17 protein-coding genes are annotated in these 19744 nt (G+C 64.9%); 8 read left to right on the top strand and 9 right to left on the bottom strand.

All coding sequences use genetic code 11. From position 1 onward, the window contains the following. Positions 1-37 precede the first annotated feature (37 nt). The 4 genes from ABWL39_RS08315 (at position 38) to ABWL39_RS08300 (ending at position 4772) form a co-directional block, all read left to right on the top strand. Positions 38-1000, top strand: coding sequence for a ribose ABC transporter permease (locus ABWL39_RS08315; RefSeq protein ID WP_367789304.1), 963 nt, complete (start codon positions 38-40; stop codon positions 998-1000). 78 nt (positions 1001-1078) lie between these two features. Continuing rightward, complete coding sequence (locus ABWL39_RS08310) at positions 1079-1981, top strand: carbohydrate kinase (protein WP_367788960.1); 903 nt, start codon at positions 1079-1081, stop codon at positions 1979-1981. Positions 1982-2227: 246 nt separating this feature from the next. Next, positions 2228-3859, top strand: coding sequence for a methyl-accepting chemotaxis protein (locus ABWL39_RS08305; protein ID WP_367788958.1), 1632 nt, complete (start codon positions 2228-2230; stop codon positions 3857-3859). A gap of 241 nt (positions 3860-4100) precedes the next feature. Continuing rightward, the gene (locus ABWL39_RS08300) at positions 4101-4772 is read left to right on the top strand and encodes a TetR/AcrR family transcriptional regulator (RefSeq protein ID WP_367788956.1); all 672 of its coding nucleotides are present in this window, start codon (positions 4101-4103) and stop codon (positions 4770-4772) included. A gap of 67 nt (positions 4773-4839) precedes the next feature. On the opposite strand, the gene ABWL39_RS08295 is transcribed toward ABWL39_RS08300, so the two are convergent. Further along, the gene (locus tag ABWL39_RS08295; RefSeq protein ID WP_367788954.1) at positions 4840-5922 is read right to left on the bottom strand and encodes a DNA/RNA non-specific endonuclease; all 1083 of its coding nucleotides are present in this window, start codon (positions 5920-5922) and stop codon (positions 4840-4842) included. 291 nt (positions 5923-6213) lie between these two features. Between ABWL39_RS08295 and ABWL39_RS08290 the strand changes: the two genes are divergently transcribed. Both ABWL39_RS08290 and ABWL39_RS08285 read left to right on the top strand, forming a co-directional pair. Next, entirely contained in the window at positions 6214-7041 is an 828-nt protein-coding gene (locus ABWL39_RS08290) for a ferritin-like domain-containing protein (RefSeq protein WP_367789302.1), read from the top strand. Positions 7042-7372: 331 nt separating this feature from the next. Beyond that, complete coding sequence (locus ABWL39_RS08285; RefSeq protein WP_367788952.1) at positions 7373-8137, top strand: hypothetical protein; 765 nt, start codon at positions 7373-7375, stop codon at positions 8135-8137. Here ABWL39_RS08285 and ABWL39_RS08280 read toward each other — a convergent pair. The 3 genes from ABWL39_RS08280 to ABWL39_RS08270 form a co-directional block, all read right to left on the bottom strand. Beyond that, positions 8112-10151 (bottom strand): ATP-binding protein, encoded by a 2040-nt coding sequence (locus tag ABWL39_RS08280; protein ID WP_367788950.1) that lies wholly within the window; start codon positions 10149-10151, stop codon positions 8112-8114. The two genes, ABWL39_RS08285 and ABWL39_RS08280, sit on opposite strands and share 26 nt — an antisense overlap. A 125-nt stretch (positions 10152-10276) precedes the next feature. Next, positions 10277-10978 (bottom strand): pirin family protein, encoded by a 702-nt coding sequence (locus tag ABWL39_RS08275; RefSeq protein ID WP_367788948.1) that lies wholly within the window; start codon positions 10976-10978, stop codon positions 10277-10279. 98 nt (positions 10979-11076) lie between these two features. Beyond that, positions 11077-12864, bottom strand: coding sequence for a monovalent cation:proton antiporter-2 (CPA2) family protein (locus ABWL39_RS08270; RefSeq protein WP_367788946.1), 1788 nt, complete (start codon positions 12862-12864; stop codon positions 11077-11079). 253 nt (positions 12865-13117) lie between these two features. Between ABWL39_RS08270 and earP the strand changes: the two genes are divergently transcribed. Both earP and efp read left to right on the top strand, forming a co-directional pair. Continuing rightward, positions 13118-14248 (top strand): elongation factor P maturation arginine rhamnosyltransferase EarP, encoded by a 1131-nt coding sequence (gene earP, locus ABWL39_RS08265; protein ID WP_367788944.1) that lies wholly within the window; start codon positions 13118-13120, stop codon positions 14246-14248. A gap of 131 nt (positions 14249-14379) precedes the next feature. Further along, positions 14380-14943 carry an elongation factor P gene (gene efp, locus ABWL39_RS08260; RefSeq protein WP_367788942.1) on the top strand — a complete coding sequence of 188 codons (564 nt, stop codon included), beginning with the start codon at positions 14380-14382 and terminating at the stop codon, positions 14941-14943. Between the two features lie 58 nt (positions 14944-15001). Here the strand turns inward: efp and ABWL39_RS08255 are convergent, their stop codons facing one another. The 5 genes from ABWL39_RS08255 to ABWL39_RS08235 all read right to left on the bottom strand — a co-directional run bounded on the left by ABWL39_RS08255 (position 15002) and on the right by ABWL39_RS08235 (position 19615). Continuing rightward, the gene (locus ABWL39_RS08255) at positions 15002-15418 is read right to left on the bottom strand and encodes an organic hydroperoxide resistance protein (RefSeq protein WP_367789300.1); all 417 of its coding nucleotides are present in this window, start codon (positions 15416-15418) and stop codon (positions 15002-15004) included. Between the two features lie 212 nt (positions 15419-15630). After that, a complete protein-coding gene (gene serS / locus ABWL39_RS08250; protein WP_367788940.1) occupies positions 15631-16914 on the bottom strand; it encodes a serine--tRNA ligase in 1284 nt (427 codons plus the stop codon). Positions 16915-16925: 11 nt separating this feature from the next. Further along, positions 16926-18236, bottom strand: a complete 1311-nt coding sequence (locus tag ABWL39_RS08245; RefSeq protein ID WP_367788938.1) for a replication-associated recombination protein A — start codon at positions 18234-18236, stop codon at positions 16926-16928. Next, complete coding sequence (lolA, locus tag ABWL39_RS08240; RefSeq protein ID WP_367788936.1) at positions 18229-18840, bottom strand: outer membrane lipoprotein chaperone LolA; 612 nt, start codon at positions 18838-18840, stop codon at positions 18229-18231. Before lolA ends, ABWL39_RS08245 begins: the two co-directional genes overlap by 8 nt. A gap of 94 nt (positions 18841-18934) precedes the next feature. Next, positions 18935-19615, bottom strand: coding sequence for an OmpA family protein (locus ABWL39_RS08235; protein WP_367788934.1), 681 nt, complete (start codon positions 19613-19615; stop codon positions 18935-18937). Positions 19616-19744: the final 129 nt, after the last annotated feature.

The following is a 19744-nucleotide window of genomic DNA, read 5'->3' as shown; positions in this document are numbered from 1 at the left end:
CGTAGCCGGCCAACACAAGACCAACTGGAGACAAAACATGGGCCAGCTATTCCGCCGTGTCGGCATGCTGCCGGTGCTGATCGTCCTCTACATCGCCTTCTATGCGCTGACGCGCTACCTGAGCGACGATGGCACGTCGAACTTCATGACGCTCGACAACACGATGAACATCCTGCGCCAGACCTCGATCAACCTGGTGCTGGCATCGGGCATGACCTTCGTCATCCTCACCGCGGGCATCGACCTGTCGGTCGGTTCGGTGCTTGCCGTCGCGGCGGTGCTGGGCATGCTCACCTCGCTGCCCGAGCACATGCCGGGGCTGGCCCTGCCTGCCTTCCTGCTGGCGGGGCTCGCCATGGGCGCGTTGAACGGGGCGATGGTGGCGTTTCTCGGCATCAATCCCTTCGTGGTCACGCTCGGCACGATGACGGCCCTGCGCGGCGCCGCCTACCTGTTCGCCGACGGCACCACGGTGCTGAACCGCGACATCCCGTCGTTCGAATGGCTCGGCAACGGCAGCCTGCTTGGCCTGCCCTGGCTGGTGTGGGTGGCCGCAGCGGTGGTGGTGCTGTCGTGGTTCATCCTGCGCCGCACCGTGCTCGGCCTGCACATCTACGCCGTGGGCGGCAATCCGCAGGCGGCCCGGCTGACCGGCATCAAGGTCGGCGTGGTACTGCTGTTCGTGTATGCGATCAGCGGCCTGTTCGCGGGCTTGGGCGGCGCCATGTCGGCAAGCCGCCTGTATGGCGCCAACGGCAACTGGGGCACGGGTTACGAGCTCGATGCGATCGCCGCCGTGGTGCTTGGCGGCACCAGCCTGATGGGCGGCGTCGGCTCGATCTGGGGTACGGTGATCGGCGCCCTGATCATCGGCGTGATGAACAACGGCCTGACCATCCTCGGCGTGTCGTCGTTCTGGCAGTATGTGGCCAAGGGCGTGGTCATCGTGCTCGCCGTGGTGCTCGACAAGTGGCGCCAGAAACACAGCGGGGTGAGCTGAGCCGCCTCGATCACTCCAACAACCCACCCGCCGCAGCGGCAAGCCGTGGCGGGTACACTCGAAGCAGATATACGACAGATGAACCCTCGTTACGTGGTATTCGGTGAGGCGCTCACCGACTTCATTCGCCAGGACGACGGCCGCTGGCTGGCCGTAGCCGGCGGCGCCTGCTGGAACGTGGCCCGCGTCGGGGCTCAGTTGGGCGTGCCCACGGCCTACGCCGGCGCGGTCAGCACCGACCTGTTCGGCCAGGAACTGGCCCGGCTCACGCAGCTGGCCGGCCTTGACATGCGCTTTCTGCAGCAGCTGGACAAGCCGCCGCTGCTGGCCATGGTGCCGTCCCAGCATCCGCCGCAGTACTTTTTCGTCGGCGGCGACAGCGCTGACCTGCACTTCGACCCGAGCAGCTTGCCTGCGGGCTGGCGCAGCGATGCGGAGATCGTGCATTTCGGCTGCATCAGCCTGGCGCGCCAGCCGCTCGCCGACAAGCTGGTGGCCGAGGCGGTGGCGGCACATGCAGCCGGCAAGCGCATCGCCTTCGACCCCAATTTCCGCTCGCCGATGCGCGACCCGGCCTATCGACCGATTCTCGACACCATGGCGGGCCTCGCTGACTTCATCAAGGTATCGGACGAAGATCTGGGTGGCCTGTTCCCCGGCCTGAGCCCCGACGCCGGCCTGCAGGCGCTGCAGGCCATGGCCCCGCAAGCGGCTATCCTGCTGACCTGCGGGGCGGATGGCATGGCGCTGCTGCACCAGGGAAACGGGTGGCGTCAGCCGGCGTTTCGCGTGCAGGTGGCCGATACCGTCGGCTGTGGCGATGCCGCCATCGGCGGCTGGATGGCGAGCCTGCTGTCGCGCCCGGCCGCGAGCGAAGTCCAGCATCTCGCTTACGCCGCCGCCACGGCAGGCCTGGCGGCCACCCGCGCGGGCGCGTATGCGCCGGCGCGGGGTGAGGTCGAACGCCTGCTCGCGGCCTGACCCCGCATCTCAAGTCTGTCACTTTCACTGGCCATACCGGTGAAGCTTCATGGAGGCGTGAACACGCCTCCATTTTTTTCGCCAGGACGGCTACCAATCAGGCCATCTGACCTACTACCAAAATTAGAGCCAGACAATAGTTCCAAGTGAATATATTGTTGGACAGTGGTCAGGAGTATAACGAATTGACTGGAGAATAATATTATGAATGGCTAATTAAGATAGCCACACCAACGAGGAACGAGAATGGCCAGCAAGGTGACGCCGACGAATGTTGAAACCGTCCTTCCAGACGGGGTATTCATCTATTCGCGCACGGATTTGAAAAGCTATATCGTCGAAGCCAACCAGGCTTTTGCCGATATATGCGGCTACAAGCAGGAAGAAATGGTCGGGCAACCGCACAATCTGGTGCGCCACCCGGACATGCCGAAAGAAGCGTTTGCCGACCTCTGGCACTCGCTCAAGGCCGGCAGGCCATGGCGCGGCGTGATCAAGAACCTGCGCAAGGACGGCGGCTATTACTGGGTGGTGGCGAATGCGTCGCCCGTGCGCGAAAACGGTCAGATCGTCGGCTACCAGTCGGTGCGCACACGGCCCACACGGGACGAGATCGAGGCGGCGACCGACGCCTATCGGCGCATCAAGCAGGGCGACAGTCGGCTTGCCATCGAGAACGGCCGCGTCATTGTCAAGCGGGCCGCCTGGCGCAACTGGCTCGGTGCCCTGCATGTGCAGCTGAGCTGCGCCGCGCTGCTGCCGATGCTGACGGCTGCGATCGTGGCGCTGGCCCAATGGCGCCACGCCGACTGGGCGACGGCGATCAACACGCTGCTGGTGCTGAACCTGCTGTTCGGTGTCTACCTGCTGTTCAGCTTCGTCCCACGGCTCAAGCGTGATTTGGGGCAGGTGCGCGGCTATCTCGACGATGTGCTGGAGTCGGGCAACCTGAAATCCGGCTTCGACCTGTCGCGGCGCGACGTGGTGGGCACCATCGGGCGGCAGGTCGGTACTTTCGTGTCGTCGGTACAGGCGACGGTGCAAGGCATCGGCGACGCGGTATCGCAGGTGCACGTGGCCACCGGCGAGGTGAATTGCGGCGTGTCGGAAATCCATCAGGCTGCGCAGATCCAGAACGAGGCCACGGCCTCGACGGCTGCGGCGGTCGAACAGATCAGCGTGTCGGTGCAGGAAGTCGCCAGCAATGCCGGCACTACCTCGGATAGTGTGTCGCAGACCGGCCAGGCGGCGGTGGAGGGGGCGACGCTGTCCGAGCGCGCCAGCCGGGAAATCGAGCGCCTGGCGGAAACCGTCAAGGCGTCGTCGGAAGAGGTCGAGGCGCTGGGGCGCAGCTCGGCCGAGGTCGGGGCGATTGCCGCCGCGATCAAGGAGATTGCCGAGCAGACCAATCTGCTCGCGCTCAATGCGGCCATCGAGGCGGCGCGCGCGGGCGAATCGGGGCGCGGTTTCGCCGTCGTGGCGGACGAGGTGCGCAAGCTGGCAGAGCGGACCGGTAAGGCGACGCAGGAGATCGATAAGCTGATCGTGGCGATCCAGCGCGATTCCGAGCGTGCCGTCAGCGGCATGCGTGCCGGTGCCGGCCAGGTGGGCCATGCCGTCACGCTGGTACGCGACGCCCAGGGCGCCTTGCAGCGGATCAACGAGCAGATGGAACACGCGATCTCCAGGGTGGCCCACATCTCGCTGTCGTCGGCCGAACAAAGCAGCGCGATGAACGTGATGGCGCAGAATGTCGAGCGCGTTGCCGCGATGACCGAGCGCAATGTGGTGTCGGTGCAACAAACACAGCAGATGGCGGCGGTGCTCGACCAGATGGTGCTGCGCATGCGCAAGGCGGTGACGCAATACGAGGTCTAGTGCGGCAGGCGCCGCCGCGGAGCCGCTGCTGCAGTGGCCCGACGCGGGGGCCGGGACGGTGGCGATATATCAAAAAATGCGAATGTCATTTGGCGCGTTTTGCCTAGCCAAAGTCCCGGCAACTCCCTTATCCTTCGTCTATGCTGCTATGCAATAAAACCCGGGAATCGCCGCCAGCCACCAGGCCGCGCGCGCTTCCTGGCACCGGCGGAAACGAATAACCCCTTGGGAGAGTTGGATAATGAAGACACGCGACCGCATCATCCAGAGCGGCTTGCAGCTCTTCAACGAGCACAGCGAGCGTCTGGTCACCACCAACCATATCGCGGCGAACCTGGGCATCAGCCCGGGTAACCTGTATTACCATTTCCGCAACAAGGAAGAGATCATCCGCGATATTTTCACCGAGTATCGCGACTACATGAGCAAGCGCCTGCAGGCGCCGATGGCAGCGGAAGTCACCTCGGATTTCCTGTCGAACTATCTCGATGCCGTGTTCGATACCCTGTGGCGCTACCGCTTCCTGTTCTACGATCTGCCCGGCTTTGTCGAGCGCGACCCAAAGCTCGCCGAGTTGCATCACGACTTCCAGCGCGATGTCATCGTGCCCTCGCTGATCCGCATCCACCATCAGCTGTCGGGGCTCGGCTGGTTCAACTGGCCGAGCGAGGACCTGATCGGCGTGGTGCTCAATGCCCAGGTCATCAGCAACAACTGGTTCAGCTTCGAGCGGGCGCTGCGGCCCAATACACCGATTACCGAGGCTGCCTGCAAGCGCGCGATCGGGCAGGTGCTGATCGCGATGCGGCCGTATGTGACGAGCCAGTACCGGCTCCAGTTCGAGGCCATCTACGAGCGTTTCCGCTACGATTACCAGGACTTGCTCGCCGGCAGCGATGTACCGAAGGCCTGAGTGCCGCACATCCCGAGCATGAAGAGCGCCCCGCGGGGCGCTCTTTTTCATGGCTCGGCCACCGGCCTCAGCGGACGATGTCCGCCAGGCTGTGGAGCTCGATATAGACGGGGGCCGCGCCCGCGGCCAGTGCCGGTGCGTTGCCGCTGGCCGTTGGCGGCAGCGGGTGCTCCAGCGGGTCGTACTGGCGCAGCGGCTTGCTGTCTTTTGCGCCGCAGACGAAGCGCAGGCCGGTCAGCCGCTCCACCTCGGCGATCTTCAGCTGAAACGTGCGGTAGGGCGTGAACGGCAGCGCGGGCGCGGCCTCCAGCCCCGATTGCGCGATCGTGTCGCGCTGGCTTGCCAGATAGGCCGTGGCAAACAGCGTGCCCTTGTCGTTGACCGCGGCGACGACTTTCCAGAACTGCAATGGATACTGCAGCTGGCGGTAGAGCGGGTCGGCGTTGTCGAACACCGCGCCGGTGATCACCTGCGCCTTGAAACGGCCGCTCAGGATGGCGTCTTCCAGGATGTGGCGCTCGATGCCCTGCCACAGCGCCTTGCCTTGATTGAACAGCTTGTGCTGCGGCGTGCAGTTGGTGAAATGGTTAGTGTCGGCCGCCGATTGCAGCGCCATCAGTGGCGTGTCGCCGAATTCGAGATCCTCGCGCCGGCTCAGGTGCCCGCGATCGAACTGATTGTCCGCGTAATAATCGGCGCCCACCTGGGCGCTGGCGGCGATGCGCGGATCGATGCGCCATACATCGCGGGGGCGGTTCATGCTGTAGCGCTGGGTGAAACTGACGTTGGCCGCGCTATAGACGGCAAAGCGGCGCTCGGCGTGCATCACCACGCTGAAATGGTGGTAGTGCAGGATGTGGCTGTTGTCGGGCCTGGGGTGGATCAGCCTGGCCGCCTGTTGCGCGAGCTGGCTCGACAGCTGCGGCAAGCCCACACGCCAGCGCGCGCCGAGAAAATCCGGGTCGTAACCCTGGCGCTTTTCATAATCGCCGTCGAATGGCGGTGCGCTGGGCGTGATGGCGGCTGCGGCGAGCGCCGGCGCAGCCAGGCCGGGGGCCAGATCGGCGCTGACCGTGGCGTTGCCCGGACCATCGATGTGAAGCGTGATTTCCAGCGGAATGACGACGGTACGTATCTCGCGTTGGTTCATCTGGGGCTATCCTCCATGCGCACTGGCGGTCGGCGTGAGGCGGGGCAGGGCGCCCCATCTGGGTTATAGCCCACGGGGCGCGACGCGGCGCGGCAGCCGGCCAGCTTGCCGGAAAGAGGGCCGTCCGGTCGCGTCGATCTGTGGCCGCCCGCTACCCACGGCTTGTCGAACAGTCTGCTTGAACGTGGGATTGTTGATATTAATCAATCGTTTGCTTGAAGTATTTGCGTCATGTGCTTGTCTTGTTTGCGCGGTATAGTTCCGGGTTGATAACACCAGTGGAGTGAGATGATGCTGTATCCCGATCTGTTCCTGTCCCTTGAAAAGGCGCGCTGGAACCTGCAAGAAGACATTCCCTGGGGCCAGTTCGAGGCCGCCAAGCTGACCGACGAGCAAGCGCAGACGGTCAAGATGAACGCCATCACCGAATGGTCTGCCTTGCCGGCCACCGAGATGTTCCTGCGTGACAACCAGAACGACAGCGACTTCTCCGCCTTCATGTCGGTGTGGTTCTATGAAGAACAGAAGCACGCGCTGGTGCTGATGGAATACCTGCGCCGCTTCCGCCCCGACCTCTACCCGACGGAAGAGGAGCTGCACGCGGTGCGCTTCCAGTTCGACCCCGCGCCGGCGCTGGAGACGCTGATGCTGCATTTCTGCGGCGAGGTGCGTCTGACGCAATGGTATCGGCGTGCGTCGGAATGGCACACCGAGCCCGTCATCAAGTTCATTTACGAGACGATTTCGCGCGACGAGGCGCGCCATGGCGGTGCCTACCTCAAGTACATGAAGCGCTCGATCGAGCAGTTCGGCATCGAGGCCAAGCGCGCCTTCGCCAAGATCGGCGTGCTGATGGCATCCGGCGGCCGTGCTGGCAAGCCGCTGCACCCGACCAATCTGCATGTGAACGAATCGCTGTTCCCCAACGACACCATCCAGAGCCGCCTGCCCGATCCGGACTGGCTCGAACGCTGGCTCGACAAGCAGATCCAGTTCGGCAAGGAATGGGAAGAGCGCGTGATCGGCGGCATCCTGCGCAACCTGTCCAGCCTGTTCGGCTCGGAGTTCAAGACGGTGGGTGACCTGAACCGCTTCCGCAAGTCGCTGGCCGCCGCCTGACGGCGCAGGGCATCGGGCTGCCGGCGGGCGGCTGATGCTGTTTAGCCGGATCGGGTAGGGCAGCAGCAGGCCCGGCCCGGTTCGATCTCGCCAGTGAACCGCCCCCCCATCTCCGGCCGCGCTCCCACGCGGCCACTTTTTCTCCATGCGGCAGCACACCTCGCCAGGTGTCCCACCCCCGTTATCGAGGCAGTGCCCGATCAGCCTTGATCGAGGCCGTGCGACGCGTTGGCGGTCCCTGCGCCTCGCTGGGCCGTGGCACTGGTCCCCTGCCTGCTGCCGGGCCGGTGGGCCTGCTATGATGAGGGCTGACCCCTCCGCCCGTCTTGCCATGCGTCTTCGCCGCCTTTTCGCCATCGCCCTGTTGGCCGCGACAGCCTGTTTCGCGGACACGCTGTATGTATTGCCGATCCACTACCGTTCGGCCGACGACATCGTCGCCCTGCTCAGCCCGCTGCTGCAGCCCGACGAGCGCGTCAGCGGGCTGGCGGGGCAGCTGGTGCTGAGCGCCTCGCCCGTCCGCCTGCAGGAGCTGGAGCGGCTGGTGTTGCAGTTCGATACGCTGCCGGCGCGCCTGATGATCAGCGTGACGCAGGATGAAGACGCCAGGCTGCGCGAGCGCGGTGTCGGTGTCGACGGCTCGCTGGTGATCCACGAGCGCGGTGCCGGCGGCGCGCTGCTGGCGGAAATCCGCGACCGCGACAGCCTGAGCCGCGATGGCATCACCCAGCGCGTGCAGGCCGTTGATGGCGGCATCGCCGAGATCCAGCTCGGCGCCAGCCGTGTCGTGCCGTCGCGGGGGCCGACTGGCTCGATGCTGGTGCAGGCCAGCACCGGCTTCTATGTGCGCCCGCAGCTGCAGGGCGCGCAGATTACGCTTGAGCTGGCGGTGAGCCGGGAGGCGCTGAACCGGCTGGGCGGTGTGTCGGGGCAGCAGCTCACGACCACGGTGCGGGGCCGGCTCGGCGAGTGGATCAGCATCGGCGGGCTGGAGCAGCTGGCCGCGAGCCAAACCAGCGGCTTGGGCGGGCATGACAACCGGCGTGCCCAGGCCTCGTCGCTTATCCGGCTCAGGGTCGAGCGGCTGCCGGACTGAGCGCCGCCTGTGCCGCCGGGGCGTCGATCGGCAATTCGAAGGTAAAGCGCGTGCCGGCACCGGGCGTGCTTTCCACCCGCACGCTGCCGCCCAGCACGGTGCGGACGATGGAATAGACGATGTGCAGCCCGAGCCCGCAGCCACCCGAGCCCAGGCGCGTGGTGAAGAACGGGTCGAAGACGCGCGGCAGGTGCTCGGCCAGTATCCCCTTGCCGTTGTCGGCCACGCTCAGCGTCACCTGCCCGTTGTGCCGGCTGGCGCTGATCTGGACGTGGCCCGGTGCGCCTTCATCGAAGGCATGCAGCACCGCGTTGTTGATCAGGTTCGACAGCACCTGCCCGAGCGGCCCTGGGTAGCTGTCCATCACGATCCCCGGTGCCACGTCGATGCCGATGTCGAGGCGCGTGCGGCGAAGCGTCGGGTGCAGCGTCAACAGGATCTCGTTGACCAGCGTGAGCAGGTCGAAGGGACGGCGCTTCTCGCTGGTCTGGTCGACCGCCACCTGCTTGAAGCTGGCGATCTGCTCCTGCGCGCGTTCGAGATTGCGCGCCAGCAGCTCGGCCGCGTGCTCGATGTCGGCGAGCCTGGTCATCAGCTCGGATTTACGGATGGTGCCCGCGTTCAGCGAGCCCGACAGCGCCTTGGCGGTGGCATCGAGCACGCTCGACACGGTGACGGCGTTGCCGATCGGCGTGTTGAGCTCGTGCGCGATGCCGGCCACCATCGCCCCGAGCGACGCCAGCCGCTCGCTGCGCACCAGCTCGTCACGCGTCATCTCCAGCGTGGCCAGTGTGTCTTCCAGCGCGCGATTCGATGCCTCCAGCTTCACCGTGCGCGTGGCCAGCTCGCGGTTGGCCGCTTGCAGCTGGTCCGCCGCCTGGCGCCGTTCGAGGGCGCGGGCGATGTGGCTGGCGACGAAGCTGAGCAGGCCCAGGTCCTCGTCGCTGTAGTCGTGCTCGTCGTCATAGCTCTGGATGGCCACCGCCCCGCGCACCACGCCGTGGATCAGCAGCGGGCAACCGAGCCAGCGGCGGAATGCCAGGCTGCCTTTCACATCGGCCAGCTCACCCGCATCGAGCAGCGCGCGGAAGCCGGCCTGGTCGACGCGCCGGGCGACGCCGGTGCGCAGCACATAGTCGATCATGCCGCGTCCGAGCGGGCGGTCGCTGCCGGGGCGCGTCGGCGCACCCTTTTCATCGACATAGTAGGGAAAGCTGACCGTCTGCGTCTCGGGTGCATAAAGCGCGACATAGCAGTTGCGCGCGTACATCAGCTCGGCGATCACGCGATGCACGCTGGTGAAGAATTCCGGCAGCGAGATGTCGTCGGTGCTCAGTGAGGCGATCCGGTACATGGCGGCCTGCAGGGTGGCGGCGCGCTTCCGTTGCGCCACCTCGCTGGCGAGCGCGGCGGTGCGTTCCGCCACCTCCTGTTCCAGTGTCGCCATGCGCATCACGCGGTCGATCGCCAGTGCGATATGGCTCGCGAACACCGCGAACAGCGATTTGTCCTCGTCGCTGTACATGTGCTCGGCGCTGTAGGTCTGCACCACCACGGCGCCGATGACCTCGCCGGCAGCGTTGCGCAGCGGGATGCCCATCCAGTACTCGGCGACGGGGCCGGAGCCGCCGAGCAGATCGGCGCGCGTCATGGCCTCATCCTCGGCGCGGCTCATCATCAGCGGCGCGCCACGCTTGATCACCACGGCGGTCGGCGAATCGCGCTCGTCGCCGATCGGAAACAGGCTGCCCGGCGGCGGTGGGTGGTCTTCCTGGATGTCGATGAAATAAGGGTAGCGCAGCGCCCGCTGCCGGCTGTCGTACAGCGCGATGTAAAAATTCTCGGCGTAGATCAGGCTCGCAAGCTCGGCGTGCACCTTGGGGAAAAAGGTGTCGAGCTGCCGGCAGGAGCTGGCTAGCTCGCTGATATGGAATAGCGACTGCTGCACCGCCTGCAGCCGCTCGTTGCGTGCGCGCAGCGTTTCCAGTTCCGGCGAGTCGTCTTGCGCTTGCATGTCGGGGTGGCCTGTTCCGAAAGCGGTGTCACCCGCTGTGCCGGCCTGTCGCGGGGACCGGCCGGCACAGCGACGGCAATACATACCCTATGGGTTATAGGCTGCCCGGCCATGCCGCCGCAAGCTCAGCCGGCCAGGTCGAACAGCAGCAGCTCCGCGTCCTGCCCGGCATCGAGCCGCACGGTTGCCTCGTCGATGAGCGCGGCGCCGTCGCCAGCCTGCAGCATCTGGCCGTTGACGCGTGCGCTGCCGCGCGCGAGCTGCAGCCACAGCTTGCGTCCCGGCGCCGGGGGGAAGTCGATGGCCTCGTCGCCGTCGAGCAGTGCCGCATAGAGCCGCATGTCCTGTCGGATGGTCAACGAGCCGTCGGCACCATCGGGCGACACGATCAGCTGCAGCCGGCCGCGCTTGTCGGCGTCGCTGAAGCGCTGCTGCTGGTAGCCCGGGCGCGTGCCGCGCTGATTGGGCATGATCCAGATCTGCAGGAAGTGCGTCTGCGCCTGTTCCGCGTGATTGAACTCGCTATGCGCGATACCCCAGCCCGCGCTCATCAGCTGCACGTCACCCGGCTCGATCACCGAGCCGTTGCCGGCCGAGTCGCGGTGCGCGAGCGCGCCGTCGAGCACGTAGGAGATGATCTCCATATCGCTGTGCGGGTGCGTGTCGAAACCCGAGCCGGCGTTGATGCGGTCGTCGTTGATCACGCGCAGGTCCGAGAAGCCCATGTAGCGCTTGTCGTAATAGCTGCCGAAAGAGAAGCTGTGGCGGCTGTCGAGCCAGCCAAAGTTTGCATGGCCACGTTCTTCTGCTTTTCTGATGATGATCACGTTGCGTTCCTCAGTGAGTTCGGCGCACGTATTGGCGCTTGCAAGCAGATTAGCCTAAGCGCATGGCGGTTGATAGCGAAGAGATTGGTCTGAGTCAGTCAGTTTTTTGAATCATTTTCCTGCGCGGCAGCATCGGTTTCGAACAGGTGCTTGAGCTCTTCCATCGCCTGCTGCGAGGTCTGGATCAGCAGGTTCTCGTCCTGGTACACCGCGTGCTGGCGTTCGAGCAGCGCCAGGTCCGCCTTGCGGAAGGTGCGGATGATGCGGCGCGCGTGCGCGCTCTCGAAGCCGAGCCCGACGAGCACGTCGCGCGCCATGTCGAGGCTCGAGCCGAATGTCTCGCGGTAGAACGTCTGCACGCCGGCATCGAGCAGCTTGTAGGCATGAAAACGGTTGCGCGCGCGCGCCAGCACTGGCACCTGCGGGAAATGGCGGCGCATCAGCTCGGCAGTTTTGATCGAGGCCTCGACATCGTCGATGGCCAGCACGAACAGCCGCGCCCGGCCCACGCCAGCCGCTTCGAGCAGATCGAGGCGCGAGGCGTCGCCGTAATACAGCTGGTTACCGAAGCGGCGCACGAAGTCCACCTGCTGCGGGCTCTTTTCGAGCGCAGTGAAGGGGATGTGATGCGTCGCCAGCACGCGCGCCACGATCTGCCCGAAGCGGCCGAAGCCGGCGATGATCACCGGCCGGCCGTCGTCCTGGATCGCGTCGAATTCTGGCGCGGCGGGCTTGCTGATCATACGGGCCAGTAGCTTGTCGTAGGCGATGAACAGGAAGGGCGCCAGCAGCATCGAGGCGGTGACGGCCACCACCAGCACGTCGGCGAGGTTCGACGACAGGATCTTGAACTGCTCGGCGACGCCGAACAGCACGAAGGCGAATTCGCCGCCCTGGGCCATGGCGAAACCGAGCTTGACCGCGCTGTCGCGGTTGGCGCCGCTGATACGTGCGACGACGATCAGGATCAGTGTCTTGATCAGCATCAGCCCGAGCGTGATCGCCAGGATGCCGAGCGGGTGATGCCGCACCACGCCGAGGTTGGCCGACATGCCGACCGCCATGAAGAACAGCCCGAGCAGCAGCCCCTTGAACGGCTCGATATTGGCTTCGAGCTCGTGGCGATATTCGGAGTCGGCCAGCAGCACGCCGGCGAGAAAGGCCCCGAGCGACATCGACAGGCCGGCCCATTCCATCAGCGCCGCATTGCCGATCACCACCAGCAAGGCCGCGGCGGTGAACAGCTCGCGGCTGCCGCTGCGCGCGACGATCTTGAAGGTCGGCCGCAGCAGGTGGCGCCCGCCGATGACGACCGCCAGCACGGTGCCGATGGCACGTGCGGCATCGACCAGGTCGTTGCTGTTGTCCACCTCGCGGATCGGCGTCAGCAGCGGCAGCAGCGCCAATAGCGGGATCACCGACAGATCCTGGAACAACAGGATGGCGAAGGCGTCGCGGCCGTGGCGCGCGGTCAGCTCCTCGCGCTCGGCGAGCGTCTGCAGCACGAAGGCGGTCGACGACATGGCGAGCCCAAGCCCGGCCACCAGCGCTGCTTTCCACGATAGGCCGAGCCACATGCCGGCCGCGCCGAGTGCCAGGCCGCTGAGTGCGACCTGCGCCGCGCCGAGCCCGAACACCGGGCGCCGCAACACCCACAGGCGCGAGGGCTGCAGCTCGAGGCCGATCACGAACAGCAGCAGGATCACGCCGAGTTCCGACAGGTGCAGGATGGCATCGACATTGCCGATCAGCTTGAGGCCCCAGGGGCCGATGATGACGCCGGCGATCAGGTAGCCCAGCACGGCGCCGAGCCCGAGTCGGCGAAACAGCGGCACCACCACCACGGCGGCCGTCAGGAAAAGCAGGGTCTGGCTCAGGTAATTCATCGCAGGCAAGCAAAGGGGGACTGGGCGCAGTGTAACGGCAAGCGGGGCGCCGTGTAAGCGGCCCCGGCGCGAATGGGCGCATCGAGCGCGGCTGGTGCGTGAAAGCCAGGCAAACTGGGCAGGCCGGGCGCGTGTCAGATGACTGCGCAAGGCATTGGTGAATGGCCGGCTCAGGACTGTGCCCGTGTCGCAGGGGCTGCGCGGCGCGCGGATGTCTTCTCGCAGCAGGAGGGTAGTGCTATCGTGCCGAGCCATGAAACCGGTCTGGGACATCTTCTGCGCCGTCGTCGACAACTTCGGCGATATCGGCGTGTGCTGGCGGCTCGCGCGCCAGCTAGAGCGTGAGCACGGCGTTGCGGCCAGGCTGTGGGTGGACGATCTGGCGAGCTTCGCGCGCATCTGCCCGGACGTGGCGCCAGAATCGCGCGAGCAGATGGTGCAGGGCGTCGAGGTGCTGCATTGGGCAGAGCCCTTGCCGGCGCGGCAGCCCGGTGATGTCGTGATCGAGGCGTTCGCCTGCGAGCTGCCGGCCGGTTTCGTCGAGGCCATGGCCGCGCGGGGCGTGCCACCGCTCTGGATCAACCTCGAATACCTGAGCGCCGAGCCCTGGGTGCGCGACTGTCACGCCATGGTCTCGCGCCATCCGCGCCTGCCGCTGACCAAGTATTTCTTCTTCCCCGGCTTCGAGGCCGGCACCGGCGGCCTGCTGTGCGAGGGCGATCTGGAGCGGGCTCGTGCCGGCTTCGACCACGCCGCCAGGCAAGCCTTCCTGGCGCGCCTGGGTGTACCTGCGTTGATGGCCGGCGAGCTGTGTGTGTCCCTGTTCTCCTATGCCAACCCGGCGCTGGACGCGCTGTTCGATGCCTGGCGCCATTCGCCGCGGCCCGTTCGCGCGCTGATCCCGGAAGGTAGGGCCGCCGAGCGGCTGGCCGCGCGCTTTGGCGCACCGTCGCAGGCAGGTGACTGCTGGCGGCTCGGGGCGTTGACGGCGCATATCCTGCCCTTTGTCGAGCAGCCCGATTACGACAGGCTGCTATGGTGTTGCGACATCAACTTCGTTCGCGGCGAAGACTCGTTCGTGCGCGCGCAGTGGGCCGGGCGCCCCTTCGTCTGGCACATCTATCCGCAGGAAGACGACGCGCATCGCGCCAAGCTCGATGCATTCCTCGCGCTTTATTGCGCCGCCCTACCGGCAGGGCAGGCCGAGACGGTCAGGCGCATGTGGCATGCGTGGAATGGCGACGGCGAGGTCGACCATGCGTGGCCCGCGTTTGCCACACTCGACACGGAGCTCGCCCGCCACGGCGAGGGCTGGGCCGCCAGTCTGCGCACGCTCGGCGATCTTGCCGGTAATCTGGCGCGCTTCAGTCAAAGTCGGCTATAATGATATGTTTTGTAAAATTATTCCGGTTGCCGCAGTGGCGCGGTCGGCCGGGTCGCCTGTTTCCAGGCAAGCGCAGCCCCGGCTGAAACAGGCGGCAACTCTCTGATTAGAAATAGGTAACAGGACTCAACATGAAAACCGCACAAGAACTCCGCGCAGGCAACGTCGTGATGATCGGCAGCGACCCGATGGTCGTGCAGAAGACCGAGTACAACAAGTCCGGCCGTAACGCTGCCGTCGTCAAGATGAAGTTGAAGAACCTGCTGTCGGGCGCCGCGACCGAATCGGTTTACAAGGCTGACGAAAAGTTCGACGTCGTCAACCTCGACCGCAAGGATTGCACCTACTCCTACTTCGCTGATCCGCTGTATGTATTCATGGACACCGAGTACAACCAGTACGAAGTCGAAGCCGAAAACCTCGGCGACACGCTCAACTTCATCTGCGACGGCATGGAAGATGTCTGCCAGGTTACCTTCTACGACGGCAAGGCCATCTCGGTTGAACTGCCGACCACCATCGTGCGCGAAGTCGAGTACACCGAGCCGGCCGTACGCGGCGACACCTCGGGCAAGGTGCTGAAGCCGGCACGCCTGAAGGGCACGACTTTCGAAATCCCAGTTGCCGCATTCGTGGAAATCGGCGACAAGATCGAAATCGACACCCGCACCAACGAATTCAAGAAGCGCGTTTAAGCCCTGCTTGAAACGGAAAAAAGGCAGCCAACTGGCTGCCTTTTTTTGTGGCTGTCGTTCACGCCAGCGTAACGGTGACCGGAATATTGCCGCGTGTAGCATTGGAGTAGGGGCAGACCTGCTCGTGTGCGATTTTTACCAGCATCTCGGCATCGCTGCGTTCTATCCCTTCGAGTCGCACATCGAGCGCGACCTCGAGCCCGAAACCACCCGATTCGTTCGGCCCGATACCGACTGTGGCCGTGACCGACGAGGCGGTAATCGTCTTCTTCTGCAGGCGCGCCACGTGGCGCACCGCATTCTCGAAGCAGGCTGCATAGCCGGCTGCAAACAGTTGCTCGGGGTTCGTGCCATTGCCGTTGCCGCCGAGTTCGCGCGGCAGGGCCAGCGACACCTCGAGTTTGCCATCGTCGGTTCTTGCATGGCCTTCGCGGCCACCCACGGCAGTTGCACGGGCTTGGTAGAGCGCTTTCATCATTGATTCTCCATGAGGTTGATCGAAGATCGGTTGCTGCGATCGTATGAGGTTATGATTGCAAATAATTAGATTGTGAGCAATGTAATTGGCGTTTGTATTTACCAATGCGCCGGATAGCTCGGGCCTATCGCCAACCATTGCAGGGGTTGCAGGCAAGAAAAAAGGCAGCCCTCGGGGCTGCCTTGATTTGTACCGTGTCGCGCCAGGCGTCAGCCGATGCGCGCGATCCCGCCCATATAGGGGCGCAAGGCTTCGGGCACGGTGACGCTGCCGTCCGCGTTCTGGTAGTTCTCGAGGACCGCGACCAGGGTACGGCCGACGGCCAGGCCCGAGCCGTTCAGTGTATGCACCAGCTCGTTCTTGCCGGCGTCGTTCTTGAAGCGGGCCTGCATGCGGCGGGCCTGGAACGCTTCGCAGTTCGAGCACGAGGAAATCTCGCGATAGGTGTTCTGCGCCGGCAGCCAGACTTCGAGGTCATAGGTCTTGGCGGCGGAGAAGCCCATGTCGCCGGTGCACAACGCGACCACGCGGTAGGGCAGGCCAAGCTTCTGCAGGATGGTCTCGGCATGGCCGACCATTTCCTCCAGCGCGGCATACGACAGCTCGGGCTGGGTGATCTGCACCATCTCGACCTTGTCGAACTGGTGCTGGCGGATCATGCCGCGCGTGTCGCGGCCGTAGGAGCCCGCCTCGGAGCGGAAGCAGGGCGAGTGTGCGGTCAGCTTGATCGGCAGCTCGTCGGCCTTGAGCAGCGTATCGCGCACGGTATTGGTGAGCGAGATCTCGGAGGTCGAGATCAAGTACTGGGTGATCTTGTTGTCGTCGCCGCCTTTTTCGACGCGGAACATGTCCTCGGCGAATTTCGGCAGCTGGCCGGTGCCGTACAGCACTTCCGGGTTGACGATATACGGGGTGTAGGTCTCGGAATAGCCGTGCTCGCCGGTCTGCGTGTCGAGCATGAACTGTGCAAGCGAGCGGTGCAGGCGCGCGATCTGGCCACGCAGCAGCGTGAAGCGGGCACCCGAAAGCTTGGCGCCGGTATCGAAGTCGAGGCCGAGCGGGGTGCCGATGTCGACGTGATCCTTGACCTCGAAATCGAACTGGCGCGGCGTGCCCCAGCGGCGCACTTCCACATTGCCGGCCTCATCACTGCCTGCGGGCACCGATTCGTGAGGCAGGTTGGGGATGTTCAGCAGCAGGTCGTTGAGCTTGTCCTGCAGTGCGGCGAGACTTACTTCGGCGGCCTTCAGTTCGTCGCCGAGGCTGGCGACTTCGGCCATGATCGCGCTGACGTCCTCGCCCTTCGACTTGGCGATGCCGATCTGCTTGGAGGTGGCATTGCGCTTGGCCTGCAGCTCCTGGGTGCGGGTCTGCAGGAACTTGCGTTCGTTCTCGAGTGCGGCGAATGCCTCGGTATCGAGCTGGAAGCCGCGTGCGGCGAGGCGTGCCGCGACACCGTCGAGGTCGTTGCGGAGCAGTTGAATGTCTAGCATGGGGCGTCCTGTTACTTGTCTTGTTTGGCGTTTGCGTCCAATTCTCGCAGAAACGCCAGTTTCTCGGCAATTTTGCCTTCCAGCCCGCGCGGCGTCGGCTCATACCAGCTCAGGCCGTCGAGGCCATCCGGCAGGTAGGTTTCCCCGGCGGCATAAGCGTGCGGCTCGTCGTGGGCATAGCGGTATTCGTGCCCCATGCCAAGCTCCTTCATCAGCTTGGTCGGTGCATTGCGCAGATGCATCGGCACCGGCCGTGACTTGTCCTGCTCGATGAAACGCTTGGCTGCCTTGAACGCCATGTAGCCGGCATTGCTCTTGGGCGCCACGGCGAGATAGAGCACGGCTTGGGCCAGCGCCAGCTCCCCTTCCGGGCTGCCCAGGCGCTCGAACGTCTCGCAGGCATCGAGCGTGACGCGCCAGGCGCGCGGGTCAGCAAGGCCGATGTCTTCGATCGCCATGCGCACCAGCCGCCGCGCCACATAGAGCGGATCGCAACCGCCGTCGAGCATGCGCGTAAGCCAGTATAGCGAGGCATCGGGGTTGGAGCCGCGCACCGACTTGTGCAGCGCCGATATCTGGTCGTAGAAGGCGTCGCCACCCTTGTCGAAGCGGCGGGCGTTGATCGAGAGCGTCTCGCCGATGAAGGCCGCGTCGAGCGAGGTCAGCTTGCGCGTGCGGGCGGCTGTCTCGCATTGTTCGAGCAGGTTCAAGAGGCGGCGCGCATCGCCGTCGGCATAACCGATCAGCGTGTCGCGTGCGGCGTCGTCGAATTGCAGCTCGGGCATGGCGCTGGCCACCGCGCGCGCGAACAGTTCGCGCTGCTCGTCGTCGGTGAGCGACTGCAATACATAAACCTGTGCCCGCGACAGCAGCGCGGAATTGACCTCGAAGCTCGGGTTTTCCGTCGTGGCGCCGATGAAGGTCACCAGCCCGCGCTCGACATAGGGCAGGAAGGCATCCTGCTGCGACTTGTTGAAACGGTGCACCTCGTCGACGAACAGGATGGTGTGGCGGCCGTATTGGGCCAGTGCCGCCTCCGCCTGCAGCATCGCCTCGCGGATGTCCTTCACGCCCGAGAAGACGGCCGACAGCGGGATGAATTCCGCATCGAAGGCCGTCGCCATGAGTCGCGCCAGCGTGGTCTTGCCCACGCCTGGCGGGCCCCACAGGATCATCGAGTGCGGCTTGCCGGCCTCGAAGGCGAGGCGCAGCGGCTTGCCCGGGCCGAGCAGGTGGCGCTGGCCGATCACGTCGTCGATGCTGCGCGGCCGCAGCCGCTCGGGCAGCGGCTCGCGCGGCTTGTCGCTGAACAGGTCAGTCACTGATGACGTCCACGCCCTTGGGCGGGGTGAAACGGAACAGGTCGGCGCCGAGCTTGGGGTTCTTTTCCAGCTTCGTGAAGCGGATCAGCGTGGTCTGGCCGAAGTTGTCCTTGAGCTCCATGAGCTGCAGCTCGTTCTGGGTGAAGCCCATGCGCACGCTCTGGAAGGTCGAGTCGCTCGATTTGGGCGTTGCCTCTAGCCATTCCACCGCGTCGCTGCGGCCCGCTTCCTTGAGCGTGTAGGCCTTGTCGATGTCGTTGCTGCCGGCCAGCAATGCAGCCGGGCTCGAGCCCAGCGCCTGGTCGAGCTTCTTCATCGTGACCTGCTCGATATCCTTGTCGTAGAGCCACAGCTTGCTGCCATCGCCGACGATCAGTTGCTCATAGGGCTTGGTGTAGACCCAGCGGAACTTGCCCGGCCGCTGCAACGACAATGTGCCGCTCGAGGTCTGCTTGGCGCTGCGCTGGCCGGACACCTGCTGGCTGAAGTCCGCCCGTAGCGAGCTGGTGCCGGCCACGAAGGCCTTGAGCTGGTCGATGGCACCGGCCTGCGCGGCGAGCGGGAGGCATGCCCATAGGGCGAGGAGATGACGAGTCTTTTTCATGGTGCGATTATGAATCACGAAATGCCTTTGTGGTTCCCTGGCAGAAATGCAAAGCCCCGGCTGGGCCGGGGCTTCGTCAGGCGCGGGAACCGGCTTACTTGACGGCCTTGGTGCCCTTCAGGTCGATTTCGACGCGACGGTCAGGCTGCAGGCATTCCTTCAGCTTCTTGGTCACTTTCTTGCCCTTGCAATCTTCAGGCTTGGTAACCGGCTTGGTCTTGCCATAGCCTTCGGTCGTGATCTTGTCTGCCGGCAGGCCCTTGCTCACCAGGTACTCCTTCACGGCGCCAGCGCGACGCTCGGACAGTGCCTTGTTGTACTTGTCGCTGCCGATGCGGTCGGTGTGACCTTCGACGTTGATCGTGCCTTCGATGGACTTCACGTGCTCGGCCAGGGCATCAGCGGTGATCTGGTCCAGGGCCTTCTTGCCATCGTCGGACAGCTTGTCGCCGTTGAACGCGAACAGCACGTCAGCTTGCAGCGAGAAGTGTTCGATCTTCGGCTTGGCCGGTGCCGGAGCAGGGGCCGGAGCCGGTGCTTCTACTACAGGAGCCGGTGCGGGGGCAGCGGCGGGCTTCGGCGGCATCAGGTTGGCATCGCACTCTTCGAATGCGTTTTCCTTGGTCCAGAAGCCAGTGCGCCAGCATTCGCTGTAGCTGTTCTTGACGACTGCGTTGGTCTGCTGGTCAACCGTGTAGCCGTCGTGAGCTTGAGCGGCAAAGCCGGCCATTGCCAGCGACGCTGCCAACACGGACTTGATCAGTTTGTTGGTCATGTTGTTTTCTCCTGACTGAAATAGGGTCACACCCAGATGTTTTTATCCCACGGGTTGCTTTTGGTGCCTTCTTCGCCGCTAGCGTTTTCGCGGCGAGACCTCCTGCAGGCCCCAATCCCGGCAACGTCC

Source organism: Chitinivorax sp. PXF-14 (assembly GCF_040812015.1).
Classification (GTDB): Bacteria; Pseudomonadota; Gammaproteobacteria; order Burkholderiales; family SCOH01; genus JBFNXJ01.
This window is presented reverse-complemented; position numbering and strand designations above follow the sequence as displayed.